23 protein-coding genes and 1 tRNA gene are annotated in these 22,505 nt (G+C 73.4%); 14 read left to right on the top strand and 10 right to left on the bottom strand.

Annotated elements, in window-relative coordinates; all coding sequences use genetic code 11:
* Positions 1–74 precede the first annotated feature (74 nt).
* Both JT721_RS19240 and JT721_RS19235 read left to right on the top strand, forming a co-directional pair.
* Positions 75–392, top strand: a complete 318-nt coding sequence (locus tag JT721_RS19240) for a hypothetical protein (RefSeq protein WP_205475040.1) — start codon at positions 75–77, stop codon at positions 390–392.
* Between the two features lie 75 nt (positions 393–467).
* The gene (locus tag JT721_RS19235; protein ID WP_205475039.1) at positions 468–1,100 is read left to right on the top strand and encodes a hypothetical protein; all 633 of its coding nucleotides are present in this window, start codon (positions 468–470) and stop codon (positions 1,098–1,100) included.
* A gap of 45 nt (positions 1,101–1,145) precedes the next feature.
* Here JT721_RS19235 and JT721_RS19230 read toward each other — a convergent pair whose 3' ends face one another.
* On the bottom strand, positions 1,146–1,772 hold the full coding sequence (locus JT721_RS19230; protein ID WP_205475038.1) for a hypothetical protein: 627 nt from the start codon (positions 1,770–1,772) through the stop codon (positions 1,146–1,148).
* Between the two features lie 156 nt (positions 1,773–1,928).
* On the opposite strand from JT721_RS19230, the gene chrA reads away from it, so the two are divergent.
* Together chrA and JT721_RS19220 are read left to right on the top strand one after the other, a co-directional pair.
* Positions 1,929–3,302: a chromate efflux transporter gene (gene chrA, locus JT721_RS19225; protein WP_307828152.1), complete on the top strand. Its 1,374-nt coding sequence runs from the start codon at positions 1,929–1,931 to the stop codon at positions 3,300–3,302.
* 455 nt (positions 3,303–3,757) lie between these two features.
* Positions 3,758–4,042 carry a hypothetical protein gene (locus tag JT721_RS19220; RefSeq protein WP_205475036.1) on the top strand — a complete coding sequence of 95 codons (285 nt, stop codon included), beginning with the start codon at positions 3,758–3,760 and terminating at the stop codon, positions 4,040–4,042.
* A 62-nt stretch (positions 4,043–4,104) separates the two neighbouring features.
* Here the strand turns inward: JT721_RS19220 and JT721_RS19215 are convergent, their stop codons facing one another.
* The 3 genes from JT721_RS19215 to JT721_RS19205 all read right to left on the bottom strand — a co-directional run bounded on the left by JT721_RS19215 (position 4,105) and on the right by JT721_RS19205 (position 5,757).
* A complete protein-coding gene (locus JT721_RS19215; RefSeq protein WP_205475034.1) occupies positions 4,105–4,566 on the bottom strand; it encodes a VOC family protein in 462 nt (153 codons plus the stop codon).
* Between the two features lie 43 nt (positions 4,567–4,609).
* Positions 4,610–5,368 carry a ZIP family metal transporter gene (locus tag JT721_RS19210; RefSeq protein WP_240341098.1) on the bottom strand — a complete coding sequence of 253 codons (759 nt, stop codon included), beginning with the start codon at positions 5,366–5,368 and terminating at the stop codon, positions 4,610–4,612.
* Between the two features lie 315 nt (positions 5,369–5,683).
* Positions 5,684–5,757 (bottom strand) — tRNA-Arg (locus JT721_RS19205).
* Between the two features lie 89 nt (positions 5,758–5,846).
* Between JT721_RS19205 and JT721_RS21130 the strand changes: the two genes are divergently transcribed.
* Positions 5,847–6,257, top strand: a complete 411-nt coding sequence (locus tag JT721_RS21130) for a hypothetical protein (protein WP_240341097.1) — start codon at positions 5,847–5,849, stop codon at positions 6,255–6,257.
* 63 nt (positions 6,258–6,320) lie between these two features.
* Positions 6,321–7,316, top strand: a complete 996-nt coding sequence (locus tag JT721_RS19200; RefSeq protein ID WP_307828151.1) for an alpha/beta fold hydrolase — start codon at positions 6,321–6,323, stop codon at positions 7,314–7,316.
* Positions 7,317–7,458: 142 nt separating this feature from the next.
* Here JT721_RS19200 and JT721_RS19195 read toward each other — a convergent pair whose 3' ends face one another.
* Positions 7,459–8,898 carry an aminopeptidase P family protein gene (locus JT721_RS19195; protein ID WP_307828150.1) on the bottom strand — a complete coding sequence of 480 codons (1,440 nt, stop codon included), beginning with the start codon at positions 8,896–8,898 and terminating at the stop codon, positions 7,459–7,461.
* A gap of 94 nt (positions 8,899–8,992) precedes the next feature.
* Here JT721_RS19195 and JT721_RS19190 point away from each other — a divergent pair, with 94 nt between their 5' ends.
* The 4 genes from JT721_RS19190 to JT721_RS19175 all read left to right on the top strand — a co-directional run bounded on the left by JT721_RS19190 (position 8,993) and on the right by JT721_RS19175 (position 14,300).
* On the top strand, positions 8,993–10,150 hold the full coding sequence (locus JT721_RS19190; protein WP_205475030.1) for a PrsW family intramembrane metalloprotease: 1,158 nt from the start codon (positions 8,993–8,995) through the stop codon (positions 10,148–10,150).
* Positions 10,147–11,910, top strand: a complete 1,764-nt coding sequence (locus tag JT721_RS19185) for a dynamin family protein (RefSeq protein ID WP_240341096.1) — start codon at positions 10,147–10,149, stop codon at positions 11,908–11,910. Before JT721_RS19190 ends, JT721_RS19185 begins: the two co-directional genes overlap by 4 nt.
* A gap of 54 nt (positions 11,911–11,964) precedes the next feature.
* Positions 11,965–13,614, top strand: coding sequence for a GTPase (locus tag JT721_RS19180; protein WP_205475028.1), 1,650 nt, complete (start codon positions 11,965–11,967; stop codon positions 13,612–13,614).
* Positions 13,615–13,865: 251 nt separating this feature from the next.
* On the top strand, positions 13,866–14,300 hold the full coding sequence (locus JT721_RS19175) for a single-stranded DNA-binding protein (RefSeq protein ID WP_205475026.1): 435 nt from the start codon (positions 13,866–13,868) through the stop codon (positions 14,298–14,300).
* A gap of 8 nt (positions 14,301–14,308) precedes the next feature.
* Here JT721_RS19175 and JT721_RS19170 read toward each other — a convergent pair whose 3' ends face one another.
* Both JT721_RS19170 and JT721_RS19165 read right to left on the bottom strand, forming a co-directional pair.
* A complete protein-coding gene (locus JT721_RS19170; RefSeq protein WP_205475025.1) occupies positions 14,309–15,322 on the bottom strand; it encodes a hypothetical protein in 1,014 nt (337 codons plus the stop codon).
* The gene (locus tag JT721_RS19165) at positions 15,319–15,882 is read right to left on the bottom strand and encodes a SigE family RNA polymerase sigma factor (RefSeq protein WP_307828149.1); all 564 of its coding nucleotides are present in this window, start codon (positions 15,880–15,882) and stop codon (positions 15,319–15,321) included. Before JT721_RS19165 ends, JT721_RS19170 begins: the two co-directional genes overlap by 4 nt.
* A 106-nt stretch (positions 15,883–15,988) precedes the next feature.
* Between JT721_RS19165 and ettA the strand changes: the two genes are divergently transcribed.
* Positions 15,989–17,671: an energy-dependent translational throttle protein EttA gene (gene ettA / locus JT721_RS19160; protein ID WP_205475021.1), complete on the top strand. Its 1,683-nt coding sequence runs from the start codon at positions 15,989–15,991 to the stop codon at positions 17,669–17,671.
* A gap of 24 nt (positions 17,672–17,695) precedes the next feature.
* Here ettA and JT721_RS19155 read toward each other — a convergent pair whose 3' ends face one another.
* A complete protein-coding gene (locus JT721_RS19155; protein ID WP_205475019.1) occupies positions 17,696–18,193 on the bottom strand; it encodes a MarR family winged helix-turn-helix transcriptional regulator in 498 nt (165 codons plus the stop codon).
* A 48-nt stretch (positions 18,194–18,241) separates the two neighbouring features.
* Here JT721_RS19155 and JT721_RS19150 point away from each other — a divergent pair, with 48 nt between their 5' ends.
* Positions 18,242–19,345 carry a DNA glycosylase AlkZ-like family protein gene (locus JT721_RS19150; protein ID WP_205475017.1) on the top strand — a complete coding sequence of 368 codons (1,104 nt, stop codon included), beginning with the start codon at positions 18,242–18,244 and terminating at the stop codon, positions 19,343–19,345.
* 3 nt (positions 19,346–19,348) lie between these two features.
* Here JT721_RS19150 and JT721_RS19145 read toward each other — a convergent pair whose 3' ends face one another.
* On the bottom strand, positions 19,349–20,563 hold the full coding sequence (locus JT721_RS19145) for an acetyl-CoA C-acetyltransferase (protein WP_205475015.1): 1,215 nt from the start codon (positions 20,561–20,563) through the stop codon (positions 19,349–19,351).
* Between the two features lie 89 nt (positions 20,564–20,652).
* On the opposite strand from JT721_RS19145, the gene JT721_RS19140 reads away from it, so the two are divergent.
* Positions 20,653–21,519, top strand: coding sequence for a thioesterase family protein (locus JT721_RS19140; RefSeq protein ID WP_205475014.1), 867 nt, complete (start codon positions 20,653–20,655; stop codon positions 21,517–21,519).
* Between the two features lie 4 nt (positions 21,520–21,523).
* Here JT721_RS19140 and JT721_RS19135 read toward each other — a convergent pair whose 3' ends face one another.
* Positions 21,524–21,898 (bottom strand): globin, encoded by a 375-nt coding sequence (locus JT721_RS19135; RefSeq protein ID WP_307828148.1) that lies wholly within the window; start codon positions 21,896–21,898, stop codon positions 21,524–21,526.
* A gap of 121 nt (positions 21,899–22,019) precedes the next feature.
* On the opposite strand from JT721_RS19135, the gene JT721_RS19130 reads away from it, so the two are divergent.
* Complete coding sequence (locus tag JT721_RS19130; RefSeq protein WP_205475010.1) at positions 22,020–22,445, top strand: OsmC family peroxiredoxin; 426 nt, start codon at positions 22,020–22,022, stop codon at positions 22,443–22,445.
* Positions 22,446–22,505: the final 60 nt, after the last annotated feature.

Genomic DNA, 22,505 nt, shown 5'->3' with positions numbered 1-22,505 from the left:
GCGGAGCACTCCGCGAGCCGCCGGGCGCCGCCGCGTGCGGGTACAGTCCGGCGTCCGACGACAGGGAGACAGACATGGTGGCGAGCCGCTCCGCCCGCGAGCGCAAGGCCGCGGCCGACGCCGGGCCGCTGGCCCGGGTCAAGGTCGACACCGGCTCGGACCAGCAGTTCGTCTACCGGGTCAGCTGCACCGAGTGCACCTCCCGCGGCGACCGGGCCTGGTCGACCCACCGCGCCGGCGAGGACAACACCTACCTCGCGGCCATGGACCGTTGGGTCCTCCACCTGCACGAGAAGCACCGGGGCGCCGAGGCGCCCTGCCTGGCCTACCTGCCCCAGGCCCAGGAGCGGTTGCACGAACGGCGGGCCGCGCGCGAGTCGTCGCCCGAGTGAGGCCGCGGCGCACGGCTGCGAGCGGCCGTGGCGGCGTACAGTACGCCCGTGGCGCACGCCGGAGTGCATGACCGAGTGGAGACGGCGCACCCTCGTACGCGGCGCTCACGAGGCCTGCTGGCCGTCGGCCTGACCGGCTTCGCCCTCGCGACGGTCTGCCTGCTCGCGTCGATGCAGCTCTGGACGGTACAGATCGTCGCCGACGGCAACCACTACTGCGGTGCGCTCCACGACCTCTGGCGCGGCGACTGGGTGGGAGGCAACGACGCGTTCGCCCTCGAGTGCGTCGCCGACGCACGACGGACGCTCACCCAGGCCGTGGCCACGGTGACCGCTGCCGTCGTCCTGTACGTCGGAGCGGCGCTGGCCCTGACCTGGCGGCTCCACGCAGGTGGCGGCGTGGGCAGGGGCCGGCGCGACTCGCCCACCGTGAACCAGCGCATCGGTCTGGTGCTGGCGTGGGCCGTCGTGGGTGGTGTGACCGCCGCGGCGGCGAGCGCCTGGCTGTTGATGGATCCCGTCTCCTGCTGGCGACTTGCCAGCTACCCGGAGGATCTCGCTGGGCCCGTGCACGAGGGGTGCACCCTCGTCCGACCCCCGGTGCGCGTGGACCCGGAGGACCTGCCGCTGGTCGCCTCGGTGGGCGCCGTGGTCGCCGCGGTGGCGTACCTGGCGACCTCGCTCGGTTGCCGACGGCGGCGCGGCTGAGCGTCGGGACGGACGGGACGAGCCAACTCGGCGCATCGGGCCGGATCAGCCGTCCCGCTTCGCCACCTCCACCACCAGGCGCGACGGCGAGGTGAGCGCCCGCACGCGGAACGGCACCCGTCCGCCGTCGATCCCGGCGAGCACCTGGGTGGTGCCCTCGAACGTGCCGGCGACGTGGACGGCGGTGACGACACCGCCGTGGTGGGGGGTGAGCCGGCGCGGGCCGCGGTCGTGGTCCGGCGCGGGCCAGGTGGTGCCCGAGGCGTAGACGTCGAGCACCATCGCTCCGCCGAGGTCGACGACCTCGCCGCTGCCGTCGACCACCGCCTCGTCGACGTAGCCGACGACCCAGCCGGGGGTGGCCGTGCCGCGGAACTGCAGCACGATCCGGTCGACGTCCGCGACCTGCGTGACGCGGACGTCGACGAGCACCAGCTCCGACCCGCCGTGCGGCGACGACGTCTGGCGCTCGGTGCCCCACGCCGACGCCGTCGCAGCGGTCGTGGGGCGCGGCGCAAGGGGGCCCTCGGGGCTGGCGGGGCCGTCCGGGCTGGCAGGGCTGGCGGGGCGGGCGGGGCTGGCGCGGTCGTCGGTGCCGCAGCCCGCGAGGAGCGGGAGGGCGGCGATCGCACTCAGCAGGACGGTCGTCGTACGTCGCACTCGGGTGGTCACCAACGTAGGACGCCCCGGCCGCGGTCGCCGTTGACGCGCACCCGCGTCCGGTTCGTGGTCCGCCGCGGGCACCCGGTGGCGCCGGCGGCACAATCGGACCGCCGTCCCGGCGAGGACGCGGACGACCCACCGAGCAGACGGGGACGAGTGAGCGACGTGGACCGGCAGCGAGCCTCGGGAGACGACCTCGTCCCGCTGCGCATGGCCGCCTGGGCGTGGTTCTTGATCTCGCTGCAGACCTTCGGCGGCCCGGCCGGGCAGATCGCGGTGATGCAGCGCACCCTGGTCGAGGAGAAGCGCTGGATCGGCCAGCAGCGCTTCCTGTTCGCGCTCTCCTACTGCACGCTCCTGCCCGGCCCCGAGGCGCAGCAGCTCGCCACGTACGTCGGGTGGCTGCTCAACGGCCTGCGCGGTGCGCTGATCGCCGGCACCCTCTTCGTGCTGCCGGGAGTCGTCGCGCTGATGGCGTTGTCGGGGCTGTACGTCGCCTACGGCGACACCACGATCCTCGAGGGACTGTTCCTCGGGCTCGGCCCCGCGGTGCTGGCCATCGTCGTCCAGGCCGTCATCCGTGTCGGCGGCAAGGGGCTCGGGCACCCGGCGCTGGTCGTGATGGCGGGGCTGGCCTTCCTGGCCCTGACGGTGCTCTCGGTGCCCTTCCCCGCCGTCGTCCTCGCGGCCGCGCTGGTGGGGTGGCTGCTCGGACGCCGCCTGCCCTCGCTGGGGACGACGAGGCCGGCCCCGGCCCAGGACGGCCCGGCGCCGTTGATCCCCGACGACGCCCTGCACACCGAGCGGCCGTCGGGACGTCGCGCGGTGCTGACGCTGGTGACGGGGCTGGTGCTGTGGGCCGCACCCGTCGTCGTCGCCGCGCTGCTGGTGGGGCGCGACAGCATCATGGTCGACCAGGGGCTGTTCTTCTCCGGTGCCGCGGTGGTCACCTTCGGCGGCGCCTACGCCGTGCTGGCCTACGTCGCCCAGCAGGCCGTCTCGGTCTACGGGTGGCTCGCACCGGGGGAGATGGTGCGCGGTCTGGCCCTCGCCGAGTCCACCCCGGGGCCGCTGATCATGGTCGTGCAGTTCGTCGCCTTCGTCGGCGCCTACCGCGACCCGGGCTCGCTGGACCCCTGGGTGGCGGCGATCCTCGCGGGCCTGCTCACCACGTGGGTCACCTTCGTGCCGTGCTTCCTCTTCATCCTGCTCGGCGCGCCCTACGTCGAGCGGCTCCGCGGCAACAGGTCGCTGGCGACCGCGCTGACCGGCATCACCGCCGCCGTTGTCGGCGTGATCGCCAACCTGGCGCTCTACTTCGCCCTCCACACGCTGTTCGCGGACACCTCGACGTTCTCCGCCGGGCCGCTCGGCCTCGAGCTGCCCGACCTGGGCTCCGTGCGCTGGGACGCGCTCGGCATGGCGGCGCTGGGGTTCGCACTGATCTTCGGGCTGCGGTGGAGCGTGCTCCGGACCCTCGCGGTCAGCGCCGCGATCGGACTCGCCATCGGCGTGGTGCGCTTCCTCGACGGGGGCTAGCCCCCACCAGGCGCGGACCTCCGTGTCGGCCGGCGCGACCTCGCAGCTGCTCGAGGTCGTCGTGCAACCGCGGGTGCAGACCGACGTTGATGCACGCGGCGCCGCAGACGGCGCAGGCCCAGCTCGCCAATGTCGCGGCTGCCATCCGCCCCTATCGGGGGTCTTGTGGGTGGGTCGCCCCCAGGGTCTTGACCCTGGGTCCTCCCGACGAGGCTCGCTGAACAGCACGTGAAGTGCGGGTGGTTTCGCGTCACGATCCGCCGGTTCCATCGTTCCTCGACCGGGTACGGCGTTCGGACAAACGCCATGCTCCACTTCGAGGAGGGTGCGGGTCGTCTCCCACACCACGGGGTTCCGAGGACGACCCGCCCCCTCCCCAGCTAGCCGTAGAGGGTGGGGTCGCCTAGTCACTTGGGGCTATGGGTTCAGACCTGTCTCGGGCGGACACTCCGGGCATGTCAACAGTCCTCATCATCGCCGGCCTCGCCCTGGTAGCCCTCGGCGCGGTCGTGTTCCTACTCCCCACGTCGAAGCCTGACGACGACGCCGTCGGCGCAGCCGTCGATATCGGCAAGGTGCTTGAACAGCTGGCCTCCTTGATGGAGAAGCTCGACAAGCGCTACCGCCCCGGCTTCGTCCTCATGCTCGTCGGACTCGCGCTCGTCGCCGCCGGCATCTACCTCGAGACCCACGACGTCAAGGAGAAGACCGACGACGCGGCCGTCGTCCAGCTGCGCTAGATCGTGTCCGCGCCTCGGCGGTGCTGACCTCCTACCGCGGTCGCCCAGGCGCTACGTGCCGACTAGCGGCCCAGGTCCCCGCCGGGGTCGACGGTGTCGGGGCGGACGTCGTCGGGGAGCAGGTGGTTGCGCACGAAGTCGGCGAGAGCCTCGCGTGAGGGGTGCCCCCAGCCGATGCAGAACGGGTGCCCCGCCGGGTCTGCGTAGACGTGGTGCCCCTCGGCGGCGTTGATGTCGCCGGTCCGGAGCACGGTGGCTCCCAGCCGGATGGCCTGTTCGTGCGCTTGTCCTGGATCCTCGGCGTGCAGGTCGATGTGGACCTGTTGGGGAGTCCCGTCTGGCCACCGGGGAGGGACGTGGTCGGGGGCCAGCTGCACGCCGATGCGCCATTCGCCAGTCGCGTCGATCACGCTGTGGAAGGTGTCGTCCTCGAACACGTGGCCATCGAGCATCCCTGCCCAGAACGTGCTCTCGGCGTGTAGCTCGGCGGCGTCGAAGACCACCACGCTGCGGGTCAGCCTCATGACGTTGAAGCCTACGAAACGGAGGTAGTCGGCTCCCCGTGGATCAGAGCCGTTCGATGGCGAAGGCCACGATGAATCCGATCGTGGCCAGCAGCCCGGCGTAGAGGTGGGTGTCCTCGAAGGCTTCCGGGATCATCGTGTCCGCCACCATGGCCAAGATGGCCCCCGCAGCCACGGCGGTGATCACCGCCACCGTCGCCGGCGAGGCGCCCTGCAGCACGAGCGCGCCCGCGGCTCCGGCCAGGCCACTGGCGGCGGCGATGCCCGTCCAGACGCCGAAGACGTAGCCGGCGCTCCGGCCTTTGCGTTTCATCCCCGCTGCCGACGAGAGCCCCTCGGGAAAGTTCGAGATGAAGATGGCAGCAAGCACCGGCACTCCGACGCCGCCGCCACCGACGAGGGTGAGACCGAGTACGACGGACTCCGGCACGCCGTCGAGCAGTGCACCCACGGCGATCGCGGCGCCGCTTCCCGACTGCTCGTCCTCGGAGTGCTGCTGGTCCTGGGATCTCTTCCGGTGCCGGGCGCCACGGCGGGCCAGCGCCACGTTGGCGCCGACGTAGGCGACCGAGCCCGCGAGAAACCCGGCGGTGGTCGCGCCCAGACCCCCGGAGCGTTCCGCCTCGTCGACCAGGTCGAACGCGAGCGCGGAGATGAGAACCCCAGCGCCGAAGGCCATGACGCCGGCGACCACCGGTTGAGGCACGCGGACGAACCAGGCCACCAGGGCCCCGAGGACGAGGGCGCTGCCTGCGACCAACCCCCAACCACCGGCTTGCAGCCAGACAGGCACCTCGACCATGCTCATTCGCTACCCCGCGTCCCACGGGCCATGCCCAGGCGGCTCGGAGCGCTGGTTGCCGACGAGCTCGTGGAGCAGCCAAGGGTCGAGACCTCCGTGCGAGACCCCGTGCCGGACCACGAAGGGCGGCTGCTGGTGACGCTCGCCCCGGCGATGCTGACCGGCACCGTGGTGCTCCCAGGGGCGTCGACCAGCCTGGATAGTGGCGCCCACCGACAACCGAGCACTCGGTCTCGAGGTGGGCCCCTCCTTGAGAAGCGACCCGCTGGAGGAGGTCGCCCCATCCTTGCCCTACGCGCGGCAGGTCAAGGCCAGCGCCCCCGACAGGATTCGAACCTGTGACCGGCGGATTAGAAGGCCGCTGCTCTGTCCAGCTGAGCTACGGAGGCAGGACGGCCATTGTGTCGCACCGGCGGCCGTCGGCCGACGCCGCGGGTGGTGCGGCGTGCCCAGGGCGGGCATCGCTCGTTGAGCCCGCATGCGACGACCGTCACTCCTCCGGCTCGGCGCGGCGCTGGCCGCCACGACCGTCCTGATCTCGACCCCGTCGGTGCAGGCGGTGGAGCAGCCGCCACCCGGCAGCGTGCCGTACCTGCTGCGCGACCTGCGCAACATCGGCGACGCCTACGCCCGGATCACGGGGCCGGGCGGCCAGCTCGCCAACCCGGCGTACCTGCCGGCGCTGGTCAAGGAGGCCACGCTGCTCAGCGCCACCCAGCTGCTGGCGCAGGCCGCCAACCCGACCCGGCTGGTGCTGACCGCCGGGCAGCTGGTGCCGGGGTGGAACGTCGGCAACCCGCTGCGGGCCGGCTGGAACGGCACCCGCGGTCGCTCGACCACGGTGTCGTTCCTCAACCGCTACGGCGCGCTGCTGCGCGGCACCGTCTAAGCGCCGCTGCCGGGCGCGCACGATCCCTACACCGGGGCGCCGCTGACCGGGCCGTTCCCGGGGGTGGTGATCACGCCGGGCTCGGTGCAGGGCTCGGAGGGCATGTACGTGTGGCTGGCGCAGGACCTCGCCGAGCGCGGCTACGTCGTGATGACCTACGACGTGCAGGGGCAGGGCACCAGCGAGACCTTCCCCCACCTCAAGGGCACCGCGGCGCCGTACTGCAACTTCATGGCGGCGCCGGTCGACGGCAACCAGCTCCGGTGCCCCGGGGTGCCGTTCCAGCAGCTGGCGAACTTCACCACCGGCGCCGAGGACTCCCTCGACTTCTTCGTGTCCGGGGCCAACCCCTACCTCGACCTGCTCGACCGCACGCCCGACCCCACGCCGGCGACGCCCGGGCGCACCAGCCGGATCGCGATCGTCGGTCACTCGATGGGCGCCGCGGCGGTCTCGTCGGTGCAGGGCACCGACGAGCGGGTCGCCGCCGTGGTGGCGCTCGACAAGCTCCAGGGCCCGTCCGACGACAGCCTGCCGATCAACGGCGGGCCGACCCGTCCGGTGGTGCCGGCGCTGGCGGTGCAGTCGGAGTACGGCTTCACCGTCGCGCCGGCCGCGCTGTCGGGCGGCTCGTCGCTGGTGCCGCTGCCCGGCGAGCCGGTGCCGACCCGCGAGCGAGCGACCGGCTTCGACGACTGGGCGGACGCCGGCGTCGACGCGATGCTGGTGGTGCCGCGGGCGTCGACGCACCTGGAGTACACCGACATCCCCTACGTGCTGCCCGCGAGCCGCTGGGGCCAGGCGATGACCAGCGTCTACGTGCAGGCGTGGCTCGACCGCTACCTCAAGCACACCGGCGACGACTCGCAGCTGCTGGGGGAGACGCTGCGCTACCTCGAGCCGCGTGGTCGCGGGGTGTGGGCGCCGGTGACGCTCGACCGTGACAGCAACCTCAGCTTCTACTACTGCTCCGCCTACGCCTTCCGCTCCGGCGCCGACTCCTCCGCTCCGGTGCTGCGCGACGGCGACCTCAACGGCGTGGGTGGCTGCGCCGGCTGAGCGTCGTACGGCGGCGCGGGCGACTGGGCGCGGGGGCTGGAGCGGGGTGGCGGTGAGTGAGCCGCCGTCCTGGGTGCGTGAACGGAGGCCTGCTCACCGCCGCCCCGCAGCCAGCCGGCCGTCGCCCTGGACCAGCGACGCCTCAGCCGAGGTGCTCGGCCATCCACGCCTCGACGTCGGACGACGCGCGGGGCAGCGAGGCCGAGAGGTTGCGGTGCCCGTCGGCGGTGACGACGACGTCGTCCTCGATCCGGATGCCGATGCCACGGAGCTCCTCCGGGACGAGCAGGTCGTCCTCCTGGAAGTAGAGGCCGGGCTCGACGGTGAGGACCATGCCCTCGGCGAGGGTGCCCTTGTTGTAGGCCTCGGGGGAGGCCTGGCCGCAGTCGTGGACGTCCATGCCGAGCATGTGGCTCGTGCCGTGCAGGGTCCAGCGGGAGTAGACCTTGCTCTCGGGGTCGAGCGCCTCCGCGGCCGGCACCGGCAGCAGGCCCATGGCGTCGAGGCCGTGGGCGAGCACGTGCATGGCTGCTTCGTGGGTCGCGGTGAACGGCACGCCGGGGCGGACGGCGTCGAGGCCCGCCTGCTGGGCGGAGTGCACCAGGTCGTAGAGGTCGCGCTGGAGGCTCGTGAAGGTGCCGTCGACCGGGAGGGTGCGGGTGACGTCGGCGGTGTAGAGGTTGTGGTTCTCCACGCCCATGTCGAGCAGGATCAGCTCGCCGGGCCGCACCGGGCCGTCGTTGTCGATCCAGTGCAGCGTGGTGGCGTGCTTGCCGCTGCCGACGATCGAGCTGTAGCCGATGTCGTTGCCCATCGCGCGGGCGCGGCGGAAGAAGGTGCCCTCGATCCAGCGCTCGCCGTGGGTGCGCACCTGCGCCCACTCGCGCACCGAGTCCTCGAAGCCCAGCGCGGTGATGTCGCAGGCCTCCTGGAGCTGGGCGAGCTCCCAGTCGTCCTTCACCAGCCGCATCTCGGAGACGACGCGCGCGAAGTCGCCGTCGAGCGAGGTGTCGCCGGCGACCAGCCCGTCGACGGTGTCGGACACGCCGCGCAGCACCCGGGTCTTGCCCGAGCGCGCCAACGCCGACGGCAGCTCGTCGACGTGGCGGACGGTCAGGCCGAGCGACGAGGAGAGCTCGTGGGCCGAGGGACGCCGACCGGCCCACAGCTCGCCGTACTGGCGGTCGCGGAAGAACTCGTCGGTCTCGCGCGACGAGCGCGGCCGGGCGTAGAGCACCGCCTCGCCGTCCTCGATGACGAGCACGGCGTCGCTGGTCTGGTTGCCCGAGAAGTAGGTGTGGGCGGTGTCGGGGCGGAAGGGGTAGTCGGTGTCGTAGGCCCGCACCTTGTAGCCGCCGGCCGGCAGCACCAGCCGCTCGCCGGGGAACAGCTCGGCCAGCCGTCGGCGGCGGGCCGCGGCGTGGGGGCTGACCGGGTGGGGCGGGAGGTCGAGCTCGCGGTCGCCCCAGCCCTGGCGCATGAACGCCGACCACGCCTCCGGCACCGTCGGGTCGTGCGACTCGGTGCGAGGCTCGCGGGTCGTGGGGTTCGACGAGGCCGGGGTGGGGGTCTGCTCGGTCACGCCTCGACTGTACGTCGGTCCGCGGACGCCCCGCGAGCCCCGGCCCCCACCCGCCGTCGCGGCTCTCGGGGCCGCCACCGATACCCTGCTGACCATGTCAGGAGCAGCGCCGGTCCCGGCCCCCGCGACCGCTGTGCCGCGCCCCCGCGACAGCCGCGTGTTCACCATCCTGGTCTGCGTGCTGGTGGCGCTCACCGCCCTGCCGATGCTGGCCATCCTGGCGTTCTCGGGAGCCCCCGGCACGCTGCTGGTGGCCACCGTGCTGGCGGCGGTGCCGGTGGTGCCGCTGGTGCTCTGCTACCTGTGGCTCGACCGCTACGAGCCCGAGCCGCGGCGGCTGCTGCTGATGGGCCTGCTCTGGGGCGCGTTCGTCGCCACCTTCTCCGCCGTCGTCGTGCAGGGCATCGGCGGCGTGTTCGCCGGCGTGTCGGAGGAGGCCAGCCTGGCCGTCGTCGCCCCGGTCAGCGAGGAGGCCACCAAGGGCCTGTTCCTGCTGCTGCTCCTGTGGTGGCGCCGGGCCGAGCTCGACGGCATCCTCGACGGCCTGGTCTACGCCGGCATGGTGGGCATCGGCTTCGCCTTCACCGAGAACATCCTCTACCTCGCCGCCGCCTACAACGGCACCGACGGAACCGGCCCGGGCGGCACCACCGCGCTGACCGCCACCTTCGTCGTCCGCTGCCTGTTCAGCCCGTTCGCCCACCCCCTCTTCACGGCGTTCACCGGCCTCGGCGTCGGCATCGCCGTGATGTCCTCGTCGCGCGGCAAGCGGCTGGTGGCTCCCCTCGTGGGGTACCTCCTCGCCGTCATGACCCACGCCCTCTGGAACGGCTCCACGCTGTTCGGCCTCGGCAGCTTCGCCGCCGTCTACGCCGTGCTGATGCTGCCCGCGCTGGTGGGTTTCTTCGCGCTCGGCATCTGGGCGCGCAACCGCGAGCGCACCATGCTCACCGCCGCGCTGGGCGACGCCGCCGCGCGGGGACTGATCCCCGGCACCGACATCGGCTGGGTGGTCGACCTGCGGGCCCGGCGGGCGGCCCGCAAGCACGCCCGCGCCACCGGGGGCGCGGCCGCCGAGCAGGCGATGCGCGACTACCAGCAGGCCGCGATCGAGCTCGGGTTCCTCCACCACCGCTACCTGCGCGGCACCCCGCCGGCCGACTTCGCGGCCCGCGGCCAGTCCTACGTCGCCCGGATCGGCGCGGTCCGTCCCTCGATCGCGTTCCCGGGACAGGTCGTGCCCACCCGATGAGCGCCGACGAGCCCGCCGCGGCCTCCACGCCGTACGGCGACACCCAGATGCTCACCTCGCTGGTGCGCCTGCGCCAGGCGCTGCGCGAGGTGGCGCTTCCGCTCGAGGTGCCCGAGGTCGAGGCGAGCCGCACCGCCCGGCAGGAGATGGTCGACCAGCTCGAGGACTACGCCATCCCGCGGGTGATGACCCTCGACGCGCCGCTCCTGGCCGTGGTGGGCGGCTCCACGGGCGCCGGCAAGTCCACGCTGGTCAACTCGCTGGTGGGCCACCGGGTGACCCAGCCCGGGCTGCTCCGGCCGACCACCCGCTCGCCGGTGCTGGTCCACCACCCCGACGACGGCCACTGGTTCGGCCAGGACCGGCTGCTCCCGGACCTGGTGCGGGTGTCGCACGCCACCGACGACCCCGGCGCCCTCCAGCTGGTGCCGGCCGAGTCTGTGCCGCAGGGCCTGGCGATCCTCGACGCCCCCGACGTCGACTCGGTCGAGGAGCGCAACCGCACCCTCGCCGCCCAGCTCCTCGCCGCCGCCGACCTCTGGCTCTTCGTCACCTCCGCGGCCCGCTACGCCGACCAGGTGCCGTGGGACTTCCTGCGCCAGGCCGCCGACCGCTCCGCCGCGGTGGCCATCGTGCTCGACCGCACCGCCGACGACGCCGTCCACACCGTCGCCAGCCACCTCGCCCGGATGCTCGCCAGCCGGGGCCTCAAGGACTCGCCACTGTTCGTGGTGCACGAGGGGCACGTCTCCGACGACGGGCTGCTCCCGGCCGACCACGTCGCCGAGATCCGCGGCTGGCTGGAGTCGCTCGCGGCCGACGCCGTCGCCCGGCAGGCGGTCGTGACCCAGACCCTGGACGGCGCGATCCGCACGATCACCCGGCGCACCTACCCGGTGGCCGACGCCGCCGACGAGCAGGTCGCCGCCGCCGAGCGTCTCGCCACGGAGGCCACCCGCGTCTACGACGAGGCCGTCTCCGCCATCATCGACGCCACCGCCGACGGCACCCTGCTGCGGGGCGAGGTGCTGGCCCGCTGGCAGGAGTTCGTCGGCACCGGCGAGCTGCTGCGCGGCCTGGAGTCGCGGGTCGGCCGGATCCGAGACCGGCTGGTCGGGGCGGTCAAGGGCAAGCCCCAGCAGGTCGAGCGGGTCAGCGTCGCGGTCGAGTCGGGCCTGGAGATGCTGATCCTCGAGCACGCCGAGGCCGCCGCCGAGCGCGCCCGCACGGCCTGGCAGGAGACCGGCGCCGGTCGGGCCCTGCTGGCCGCCGGGGGCGACGACCTGGGCCGGGCCTCGCGCGACCTGCGCCGCCGCGCCGAGCGCTCGGTGCGCGACTGGCAGCGCGACGTGCTGGAGATGGTGCGGGTGCAGGGCGCCGACAAGCGCTCGACCGCCCGGTTCCTCGCCTTCGGCGTCAACGGCCTCGGCGTCGCGCTGATGGTCGTGGTCTTCTCCTACTCCGCCGGCCTCACCGGTGCCGAGGTCGGCATCGCCGGCGGCTCGGCGGTGCTCGGCCAGAAGCTGCTCGAGGCGGTCTTCGGAGACCAGGCCGTGCGCAGCCTCGCAGAGCGGGCCCGCTCGGCCCTCTCGGCGCGCGTGACGGTGCTGCTGGAGGAGGAGCGGGTGCGCTATACCCGCCTCGTCGACGACCTCGCCCTCGACCCCGGCGCGGCCGAGGGACTGCGCCAGGCGTCGCGGCTGGTGGAGAACGCGAGGTATGCGGTCAACTCGCCCACCCGGGACGTGGCCGGCCACTAGGCTGTCCACGCAACCCAGTCACCGACGACTGACCCTGCAGGGAGAAAAGAACACATGACGTCGCTGCTCGAGGGCGCCAGGAAGCTGGTGACCCGGAGCTCGGACCTCGGCGTGCGGATCCAGGCGCTCGAGGCCGCGACGCGTGCGGCCCGGGGCCGCCTCGACGACGCCGTGCTCGACGACGCCGAGGAGGCCGTCGCCCGGGCCGCCGGCCGGCTGCGCCTCTCCGCCGACCACACCGTGGTCGCCATCGCCGGCGCGACCGGGTCGGGCAAGTCGTCGACGTTCAACGCGCTCACCGGGCTCGAGCTCTCCGCGGTCGGCGTACGCCGGCCGACCACGTCGTGGGCGACCGCCTGCGTGTGGGGCAGCGAGGGGGCGGCTGAGCTGCTCGACTGGCTGGGCATCCCGCCGCGCCACCAGACCACCCGCGACTCGATGCTCGACACCCGCCGCGAGGGCAACGAGCTCGACGGCGTCGTGCTGCTCGACCTGCCCGACCACGACTCCACCGAGGTCGCCCACCACCTCGAGGTCGACCGGCTGGTCAGTCTCGCCGACCTGCTGGTCTGGGTGCTCGACCCGCAGAAGTACGCCGACGCCGCGATCCACGACCGCTACCTCGCGCCGCTGAAGAGCCACGAGGGCGTGATGCTGGTCGTGCTCAACCACATCGACACCGTGCCCGAGGACCGCCGCCAGTCGATGCTCGACGACGTGCGCCGGCTGCTCGACCAGGACGGGCTCACCCGCGTCCCGGTCGTCGCGGTGAGCGCCCGGCAGGGCGACGGTATCGCGGCGCTCAAGGCCGAGATCGCCCGCCGGGTCGCGGAGAAGAAAGCCACCCGCCAGCGGCTCGACGCCGACCTGCGCGACGTCGCCGCCCGGCTCGGCGAGGTCTCCGGCACCGGCAAGCCCCGGTCGCTGTCGACCGCGCGGGTGGCGGCGATGGACGATGCCCTCGCGGAGTCGGCCGGCGTGCCGACCGTGGTCGCCGCGGTCGAGCGCTCCACCCGCCAGCGGGCCGGTCGGGCCACCGGGTGGCCGCTGGTCTCGTGGTTGGGCCGGCTGCGCCCCGACCCCCTCAAGCGGCTCCACCTCGACCTCGGCGACGACGGGCGGGTGCTGGCCTCGCGGGCGCGCACCTCGGTGCCCGAGGCCACCGCCGTCCAGCGCGCCCGCGTCGACACCGAGGTGCGGGCACTGGCCGACGACGTGTCGGAGGGAATGTCCGCGCCGTGGGCCGATGCCGTGCGGCGGGCCTCGACCTCGCGCCTCGACGACCTCGGCGACCGCCTCGACCGCGCCCTCGGCGACACCGACCTCGGGGTCGCCCGCATCCCGGCCTGGGCCGGCGTCGTGCGCGTGCTGCAGTGGGCGCTGATCCTGGCCGCACTCGCCGGCGGCGGCTGGACCGTCGCCCTGGCGCTCTCGGGCTCGCTCGGCGACCCGGTGGTGCCCGACGTGGCCGGCATCGACCTGCCCGTCCTGATGCTGGTCGGCGGGGTGGTGCTCGGCATCCTGCTGGCGCTGCTCTGCCGGGTGCTGGTGGGCCTGAGCGCCCGCCGGCGGGCGGCGTCGGCCGACCGGCGGCTGCGGGCCGCCGTCCACGAGGTCTCCCAGGAGCTGGTCGTGGCCCCGGTGGAGGCCGAGCTGGCGGCCTACCGCGCGGTCCGCAACGCCCTCGTCGCGGCGGCGAAGTAGCGCCGCGGCTCCGTCCGCCCTGATGCCGACCTGACGCCGGCCGGACGCCGCCCCGACGCCGGCCGGACGCCGACCCGACGCCGGCCCGACGCCGACCCGACGCCGACCCGACCGCGCCGGGCCACCTCGCGTCCACACCCGCACGCCCGGAGCGGGTGCTCCACAGCCGCGTCGGCCGCGGCCGGGTGCTGTCGGCCCGGCGGCGCAGGCTCGTCCTGCACGGACCCGTGCGCGACGAGAGGAGACCTGACATGAACGAGACGCTCGTGACCCTCCAGGGCTGGCTGGGCAGCGACGTCGACGTCCGGAGCGTGGGCGAGACGACGGTCGCCAGCTTCCGGGTCGGCTGCACCCCGCGGCGCTACAGCCGCCGCACCGAGTCGTGGGGCGATGCCGACACCCAGTGGTACCGGGTCAACGCTTGGCGCCAGCTCGCCGAGCACTGCGCCGACTCGCTGCGCCGCGGCGATCCGGTCGTCGTGCACGGCAAGATGAGCGCCCGCACCTTCGTCGACAAGGCCGGCGTCGAGGTCTCGGTGCTCGAGGTCGAGGCGTGGTCGGTCGGCCACGACCTCAACCGCGGGGTGTCGCGGTTCACCAAGACCGCGCGCCCCGTCGAGAGCCCCGCGCCGTCGGTGACGTCCGAGACCTCGGCCGACGCCCGGGAGGAGGTGACGGCGGCCTGAAGCGCCGCTCAGTCCTGCTCGGTCGCTGGGGTCCAGCTCGCCCAGCTGGCCGATCGCGCCAGCGCTGCCACCTCCGCCGCGTCGAGCAGCGCACGGTCGGCCGACGGCGTCGAGGACGCCGACCACTTGGCGTCGGTCGTGCTGGCGGTGGCCACGTAGACCAGCCCGGCGCCGTCGTCGGTGAGCACGTAGGACTCGACCTGGGTGATCGACCCCGTCCGGGTCGTGAGCACCCGCCCCACGTGGGTGCCGGCCTCGTCGCTCAGCTCGGTGCAGTCGACCACCGTGGCGCCTGCGGCGGGGTCGAGGTTGCCCGGGGGGCAGCCGATCAAACCGGCGACGTACGGAACGCCGTCGTCGGCGCCACGCACCCGACCGGGCTCTCCACCGGGCTCTCCACCGGGCTCTCCACCGGGCTCTCCATCGGGCTCGCCACCCGCAGCGCGGGACGGCGTGGCCGTGCCGGGCGTGGGAATGCTCGAGGGTCCCGCGTCGGGGGCGGCGGCCGTCCGGGTGGGGGTCGGCACCAGCATCACCTCGAGGGCGCCCCGGCCGGGTCGGCCTTCGCGGGTGAGCACGCCGCGCAGCACGCCGACCACCCGGTCGCTCTCCCCGGGGGCGTGGTCGAGGTTGCGCCGCTGCACCTCGGACAGGGTGACCCCCGGCGGCAGCAGCGGCTGCGCCCGACGCTCCATCTCGCGCACCGGCATGTCCCAGATCCCCGGCGGCTGCTCCGTCCCCGCGCCGCGGCCGGGGGAGGGGGCGGCGGCCGACGGCTCGGTGGCGACGCCGCCGTCGACCGACGCGGTGCCGCCCTGTCCCGACCCGACCACGGCGACGACCGCGGCCGCGGCCGCGAGGCCACCCAGGGCCGAGCCGACCCGGCGTCGGCGGCGCAGGGTGCGGCCGCGCAGCCGGGCGACCCGCTCGAGGCGGTCGGTGGGGACGTGGACGTCGCGCAGCGAGGCCTCCATCAGGAGGCGCAGGTCGCGGTCGTCGTCGGCGAGCATCGGGTCGGTCATCGTGGGCTCCCGTTCCGGGGGTGGCTGGGTTCGGCGAGCAGGCCGCGCAGGGTGCGCAGGGCCCGCAGGCTGCGGTTCTTGACGGCGGCCTCGGTGAGGTCGAGGTCGCGGGCGGTCTGGGCGACGCTGCGGTCCTCCCAGAAGCGGAGCACCACCACGGCCCGGTCCACCGGGGCGAGCTCGGCGAGGGCGGCGAGGAGTGCGGCGCGGTCGGCGGGGTCGGGGTCGTGGTGCGCGGCGTCGGGGTGCTGGGTGTCGGGGGTCGTCGCCACCGGCAGCTCGGTGCTGCTGCGCCGCCGGCGCTCGGACAGGAAGCCCTTGAGCAGCACCCCGTGCACGTAGGCCACGGGGTCGTCGGCCGCCCGCACCCGCCACCAGGCGGCGTAGGCCCGGGCGAGGGCGGTCTGGACGAGGTCCTCGGCACCGTGCCTGGTGCCGGCGAGGAGGTAGGCGCTGCGGTACAGCTGGGGTGAGCGCGCGACCACGAACTCCGAGAACTCTGCCTCCGAGGACGCTGCGTCAGAGCCACGACGGCTCGGTCGGTCGGGCGGGTCGGTCACTGAGTTCTCCGTCGGGTCGCGGTCGCCCCGTCGGCGACCATCACCTCTCATGACGCGGCCACCCCCCGATCAGGTCTCACGGCATTGTCGCAACTAGGCTCGGGGCATGGCGGAATACGTGTTCACGCTGCGCAACGTGCGCAAGGCCCACGGTGACAAGGTCGTCCTCGACAACGTCACCCTCTCGTTCCTCCACGGCGCCAAGATCGGCGTCGTCGGACCCAACGGCACGGGCAAGTCGACCCTGCTCAAGATCATGGCCGGGCTCGAGCACGCCAACAACGGCGACGCCATCCGCGACCCCGAGGCGACCGTCGGGATGCTGCAGCAGGAGCCGCCGCTGACGGAGGGCAAGACGGTCCTCGAGAACGTCGAGGAGGCCGTCGCCGAGACCAAGGCCAAGATGGCCCGGCTCGACGAGCTGTACATGATGATGGGCGACCCCGACGCCGACCAGGACAAGGTCGCGACCGAGGCCGGCGACCTGCAGAGCGAGCTCGATGCCGCCAACGTGTGGGACCTCGACAGCCGCCTCGACCAGGCCATGGACGCGCTGCGCTGCCCGCCGCCGGACGCGATCGTCGACACGCTCTCCGGTGGCGAACGCCGCCGCGTGGCGCTGTGCAAGCTGCTGCTCCAGCAGCCCGACCTGCTGCTGCTCGACGAGCCCACCAACCACCTCGACGCCGAGTCGGTGCAGTGGCTCGAGGGTCACCTCAAGTCCTACCCCGGCGCCGTCCTGGCGATCACCCACGACCGGTACTTCCTCGACAACGTCGCCGAGTGGATCCTCGAGCTCGACCGCGGCAAGACCCACCCCTACGAGGGCAACTACTCCACCTACCTCGAGACCAAGAAGGAACGGCTCAAGATCGAGGGGCAGAAGGACGCCAAGCGCGCCAAGATGCTCGAGAAGGAGCTGGAGTGGGTCCGCTCCAACGCCAAGGCCCGCCAGACCAAGAGCAAGTCCCGGCTGGCGCGCTACGAGGAGATGGCGGCCGAGGCCGACCGCGCCCGCAAGATCGACACCTCCGAGATCAACATCCCCGCCGGTCCGCGGCTCGGTGACGTCGTGCTCGCCGCCGAGGGGCTGACCAAGGGCTTCGAGGGCCGCACGCTCATCGACGACCTGTCGTTCTCGCTGCCGCGCGCCGGCATCGTCGGCGTCATCGGCCCCAACGGCGTCGGCAAGACCACGCTGTTCCGGATGATCACCGGCACCGAGCAGCCCGACGCCGGCTCGCTGACCGTGGGCCAGACCGTCAAGCTCTCCTACGTCGACCAGAGCCGCGGCGGCATCGACCCCAACAAGAACGTGTGGGAGGTCGTCTCCGACGGCCTCGACTTCATCAAGGTCGCGAACTTCGAGATGAACTCGCGCGCCTACGTCGCGTCGTTCGGCTTCAAGGGTCCCGACCAGCAGAAGAAGGCCGGCGTCCTGTCGGGCGGTGAGCGCAACCGCCTCAACCTGGCGCTCACGCTCAAGATGGGCGGCAACCTGCTGCTGCTCGACGAGCCCACCAACGACCTCGACGTCGAGACCCTGTCGTCGCTGGAGGACGCCCTCCTCGACTTCCCGGGCTGCGCCGTCGTCACCTCCCACGACCGGTGGTTCCTCGACCGGATCGCCACCCACATCCTGGCGTGGGAGGGCACCGACGAGAACCCGGCCCAGTGGTTCTGGTTCGAGGGGAACTTCGCCTCCTACGAGGAGAACAAGGTCGAGCGGCTCGGCGTCGAGGCGGCTCGTCCCCACCGGGTCACCCACCGGCGGCTCACCCGCGACTGACGCCGTCGACCTGCCCGGGCGGGGTCAGTCCCCGCGATCGTCGCGCAGCTCCATCTCGGGGTGCGCGGCGATCAGGCGGTCGGCGACGGCGTTCATCACCCGCCCGAGCGCGGCGAAGTCGGCCTCGTCGGCGAGGTCGACGAGGTACTCGCGCACGCCCTCGACGTGGGTGGGCGCGACGTTCTGGAGCAGCGCGTAGCCCCGGTCGGTCATCGCCGCGACGATGCCGCGGCCGTCGTCGGGCGAGCTGGTGCGGGTGACCAGCCCGGCCTTCTCCATCCGGGTGATGGTGTGGGTCACCCGGCTGCGGCTGTGGGCGAGGGCGTCGGCCAGCTGGGCCATCCGCATCCGCCCGTCGCGCTCGGAGAGGCGCACCAGGATCTCGTACTCGACGAGCGAGAGGTCGTACTCGCGCCGCAGGTCGTCGTCGAGGCGGTCGAAGAGCAGCGTCGAGCCCAGCACCAGCGCCCGCCACGAGCGCTGCTGCTCGGCGTCCAGCCAGCGCGTGTTCTCCGAGGGCACCCGCCGATCATAGGACGAGGTGTCGGTGCTTTCGGGGACGATGGGCCCGTGACCGGACGAGCAGCCACCAGCCGGGGCGACGTGGTGCGCCACCGGATCCACGTCCACGAGCTCGCGCGCACCGGCGCCCACACCGACGCCGCGGTGCTCGACCTCGGCGTCCAGGACACCGGGCCCGACGGTGCCGGGTGGGCGCTGGAGCTCCGCGGGGCGCAGGTGCCCGCCGACGACCTGGTGCTGGCCTGGACGCTGCGCGGCGCGCCCCACCTCTACCGCCGCGCCGAGGTCGCGCAGGTGGCCGCCGCCACGTCGCCGTGGAGCGACGCCGACGCCGCCAAGCGGATCTTCGACGCGGCGCGACCGCTCAAGGCGGCCGGCATCGGCGTGCTCGACGCCCTCGATCACCTCGCCGAGGTGATGCGCGAGCTCGCCGCCCAGCCGGTCACCAAGGGGGAGCTCTCCGCCGAGCTGACCCGGCGCCTCGAGGAGCCCTATCTGCGCCACTGCCGCGCCTGCGACGCCGTGCACGCCTACGAGCAGCCGTTCCGGCTCGCCGCGCTGCGCGCCGGCCTCGAGCTCGAGCCCCGCACGTCGCCACCGGTGCTCCGCCGGATCCCGGGCTGGCGCGGCCCCGCAGCTCGCTTCGCCGACCGCCTCGACCCGGTGCGCGCCGCCCTCCACCTGCTCGGGCCCACCACCCCCAAGCTGGTGGCGGACTTCGTCGACGCCCCGGTCAAGGAGGTCCGGGCCCGCTGGCCCGACGACGTGGTCGACGTCGCGGTCGACGGAGAGACCGAGGGGGAGGTGCGGCAGGTGCTGGCCGACGACGTCGATGGGCTGGCCGACCCTCCGGCCCACGAGGGGGTGCTGCTGCTCGGGCCGTTCGACCTCTTCCTCCAGGCCCGCGACCGCGACCTGCTGGTGCCCGACGACGCGGCCCGCAAGGATCTGTGGCGCACCCTGGGTCGCCCCGGAGCGGTGCTCGCCGACGGCGAGCTGGTCGGGTCGTGGCGGCCCCGCTCGAAGGGCGGCCGGCTGGGCGTCGCCTACCGCGGGTGGTCGCGGGCGGAGCCGCCCGCCGGCCTGGCCGAGCAGGCGGAACGCCTGGCCGCGTGGCGCGGCCAGGCGTTCTCGGGGTTCGTCGAGGAGTGAGGCTCAGACCCGCTCGAGGATGAGCGCCATGCCCTGGCCGCCACCCACGCACATGGTGATCAGGCCGGTGGACTTGTCGTGCCAGTCCAGCGAGTTGAGCATCGTGTTCTGCAGGCGGGCACCGGTCATGCCGAACGGGTGGCCCACGGCGATCGCGCCGCCGTTGACGTTGAGCCGGTCGATGTCGATGCCGAGCTCCTGGTACGACGGCACGACCTGCGCCGCGAACGCCTCGTTGATCTCCACCAGGTCGATGTCGCCGATGCTCATGCCGGCGTTGGCCAGCGCGCGCTTGGTCGCCTCGACCGGGCCCAGGCCCATGATCTCGGGGGAGAGGCCGGAGACGCCCGTCGACACGATCCGGGCCAGCGGGGTCAGGCCCAGCTCGGCGGCCTTGGTGTCGGACATGACGATCACCGCGGCCGCGCCGTCGTTGAGCGCGCAGCAGTTGCCGGCCGTGACGACGCCGTCGGGGCGGAACACCGGCTGGAGGTCCTTGATGCCGTCGTAGGTCACCCCGGCGCGGGGGCCGTCGTCGGCGGAGACCACGGTGCCGTCGGGCGTGGTGACCGGGGTGATCTCGCGGGCCCAGAAACCGTCGGCGATCGCCTTCTCGGCGAGGTTCTGGGAGCGGACGCCGAACTCGTCGAGCTCCTTGCGGTCGAGGCCGCGCAGCCGGGCGACGTTCTCGGCCGTCTGGCCCATCGCGATGTAGACGTCGGGCAGCTGCCCGTCGTCGCGCGGGTCGTGCCAGTCGACGCCGCCCTTGGCGGTCTCCTCGGTGCGCGCCACCGCGTCGTCGAAGATCGGGTTGCGGGTGTCGGGCCAGTGGTCGCTGGTGCCCTTGGCGAACCGCGACACCGTCTCGACGCCGGCGGAGATGAACACGTCGCCCTCTCCGGCCTTGATGGCGTGGAAGGCCATCCGGGTGGTCTGCACCGACGAGGAGCAGTAGCGCGTGATGGTGGCGCCGGGGACGTCGTCGAGCCCGAGCGCGACGTTGACGATGCGAGCCATGTTGTTGCCCGACTCCCCGCCCGGCAGGCCGCAGCCGAGGTAGTGGTCGTCGATCGTGGTCGGGTCCAGGGCCGGGATCTTCTCCAGGGCCGCCGTGATCGCGAGCCCGGCGAGGTCGTCGGGGCGGAAGTCCTTCAGTGATCCCTTGTTGGCCCGGCCGATGGGGGTCCGGGCCGCGGAAACGATGACTGCCTCGGGCATGTGCTCTCCGATCTCGGTGTGCGGTGCGCTCCGCCACACTACTGCCGACCGGACCCCGTGGCGTGTGGCGTATCTGACACCATCGGCGCGTGCGCTTCCGCTACGAGTGCCCCACCCGGTGGGCCGACATGGACGTCCAGAAGCACGTCAACAACGTCGTCTACGCCGACTACCTCCAGGAGGCCCGGGTCGCGTTCTTCCGCGAGGCGCACGTCGCCGGGCGGCGCGAGCCCACCGAGCGTCCCGCGATGGTGGTGAGCAAGAGCCGGCTGGTCTACCGCGAGCCGCTGGAGCACCGGGAGGCCGGCGTGGCCGTGGAGCTGTGGCTGACCCGGCTGGGTGCGGCGTCGTTCGCCCTCGACTACGAGGTGTTCACCGAGGGCCCCGACGGCCGGCGGGTGCACGCCAGCGCGACCACCGAGCACGCGGCCTTCGACCTCGCCACCAACAAGCTGCGCCGCATCTCGCCCGAGGAGGACGCCGCGCTGCGGCCCTGGCTCGACGAGCCCGAGGAGCCGGCCGCGCCGCTCCCGAGGCTGGGCGAGGGGCCGCGCACCGAGGCCGGTCACTACCCCGTCCAGGTGCGCTGGTCCGACCTCGACCCCTACCGCCACGTCAACAACGTGAAGTTCCTCGAGTACTTCCAGGAGGCGCGGCTCCGGCTGCACAGCCGGCTGTGGCACGAGCTGCCCCCGCCCCGGTCGTTCTCGATCGTCGTCGCGCAGGCCGACCTCGAGTACGTGCGGCCGATGTTCCTGCGTCCCGAGCCCTACGACGTGTGGTCGTGGGTCTCGCGGGTGGGGGAGCGGTCCTACACCATCGAGGCCGAGATCTCCGACGGGGAGCGTGCGGTGGCCCGGTCGCGGGTGGTCGTGGTCTGCGTCGACCCCGCCACCGGCCGCGCGACCCACCCCGACCCGGTCTACCTCGACGCGCTGCGGGCCGCGGCCGGCTGAGCGCTCACTCGAAGGTGTTGACCATGAACTGCGCGGCGTGGGTGACGTAGTCCCAGAACTTCGCGTCCTGCTCGGGCGGCAGGCCGACCTCGTCGAGCGCGGCCCGGAAGTGCATCAGCCAGTGCTCCTTGGCCTCCAGCCCCACGGCGTACGGCGCGTGCCGCATCCGCAGCCGCGGGTGCCCTCGGCTGTCGGAGTAGGTGGTCGGGCCGCCCCAGTACTGGATCAGGAAGAGCCGGAACCGCTCCTCGGCCGGACCGAGGTCCTCCTCGGGGTACATCGGCCGCAGCACCTCGTCGGTGGCGACGCCCTCGTAGAACCTCGCCACGATCCGGGTGATCGTGTCGGCGCCGCCGATCTCGTCGTAGAAGGTGCTCACCCGTCCATTGTCCCTGCGCCACCGAACCGGGCCGCGCCGGGCGTGCAAGACTCGCGACATCGGTGTCGACACCGACCTCACCACCGACCTCACGACCAACCTCACAAGGAGTGATCCGCGCATGGCAACCGTTCGTCAGGCCACGACCGTCTGGGAAGGCACGCTCTTCGAGGGCTCCGGCAAGGTGACCCTGGAGTCGTCGGGCATCGGCACCTACGACGTCTCCTGGCCCTCCCGCGCCGAGGAGGCCAACGGCAAGACCAGCCCCGAGGAGCTGATCGCCGCCGCCCACTCGTCCTGCTTCTCCATGGCGCTCTCCAACGGGCTCGCCAAGGCCGACACCCCGGCTACCTCGCTGACCACCACCGCCGAGGTCGAGCTGACCCCGGGCACCGGCATCACCGGCATCAAGCTCACCGTCCGCGGGGTCGTCGAGGGCATCGACGAGGACGCCTTCGTCGCCGCGGCCGAGGCCGCCAAGGCGGGCTGCCCGGTCTCGCAGGCACTGGCCGGCACCACGATCACGCTGGACGCCGCGCTGGCCTGAGGCCGGCGCGACGCCACCCACGCAGCAGGGCCCGGACCGCGAGGTCCGGGCCCTGCTGCG

It is taken from the genome of Nocardioides sp. SYSU D00038 (assembly GCF_016924665.1).
GTDB lineage: Bacteria > Actinomycetota > Actinomycetes > Propionibacteriales > Nocardioidaceae > Nocardioides.
Note: the sequence above shows the minus strand (reverse complement) of the source record. Positions and strands in the feature narration are given on the sequence as shown.

What these genes read in the sequence shown, in the direction of transcription:
- JT721_RS19170 (WP_205475025.1), bottom strand. Translation starts at nt 15,322, where the DNA reads ATGACCGACCCGATGCTCGCCGACGACGACCGCGACCTGCGCCTCCTG.
- JT721_RS19215 (WP_205475034.1), bottom strand. Translation starts at nt 4,566, where the DNA reads ATGAGGCTGACCCGCAGCGTGGTGGTCTTCGACGCCGCCGAGCTACAC.
- JT721_RS21130 (WP_240341097.1), top strand. Translation starts at nt 5,847, where the DNA reads ATGCGACGACCGTCACTCCTCCGGCTCGGCGCGGCGCTGGCCGCCACG.
- JT721_RS19240 (WP_205475040.1), top strand. Translation starts at nt 75, where the DNA reads ATGGTGGCGAGCCGCTCCGCCCGCGAGCGCAAGGCCGCGGCCGACGCC.
- JT721_RS19220 (WP_205475036.1), top strand. Translation starts at nt 3,758, where the DNA reads ATGTCAACAGTCCTCATCATCGCCGGCCTCGCCCTGGTAGCCCTCGGC.
- JT721_RS19190 (WP_205475030.1), top strand. Translation starts at nt 8,993, where the DNA reads ATGTCAGGAGCAGCGCCGGTCCCGGCCCCCGCGACCGCTGTGCCGCGC.
- JT721_RS19175 (WP_205475026.1), top strand. Translation starts at nt 13,866, where the DNA reads ATGAACGAGACGCTCGTGACCCTCCAGGGCTGGCTGGGCAGCGACGTC.
- JT721_RS19145 (WP_205475015.1), bottom strand. Translation starts at nt 20,563, where the DNA reads ATGCCCGAGGCAGTCATCGTTTCCGCGGCCCGGACCCCCATCGGCCGG.
- JT721_RS19185 (WP_240341096.1), top strand. Translation starts at nt 10,147, where the DNA reads ATGAGCGCCGACGAGCCCGCCGCGGCCTCCACGCCGTACGGCGACACC.
- JT721_RS19130 (WP_205475010.1), top strand. Translation starts at nt 22,020, where the DNA reads ATGGCAACCGTTCGTCAGGCCACGACCGTCTGGGAAGGCACGCTCTTC.
- JT721_RS19180 (WP_205475028.1), top strand. Translation starts at nt 11,965, where the DNA reads ATGACGTCGCTGCTCGAGGGCGCCAGGAAGCTGGTGACCCGGAGCTCG.
- JT721_RS19210 (WP_240341098.1), bottom strand. Translation starts at nt 5,368, where the DNA reads ATGGTCGAGGTGCCTGTCTGGCTGCAAGCCGGTGGTTGGGGGTTGGTC.
- ettA (WP_205475021.1), top strand. Translation starts at nt 15,989, where the DNA reads ATGGCGGAATACGTGTTCACGCTGCGCAACGTGCGCAAGGCCCACGGT.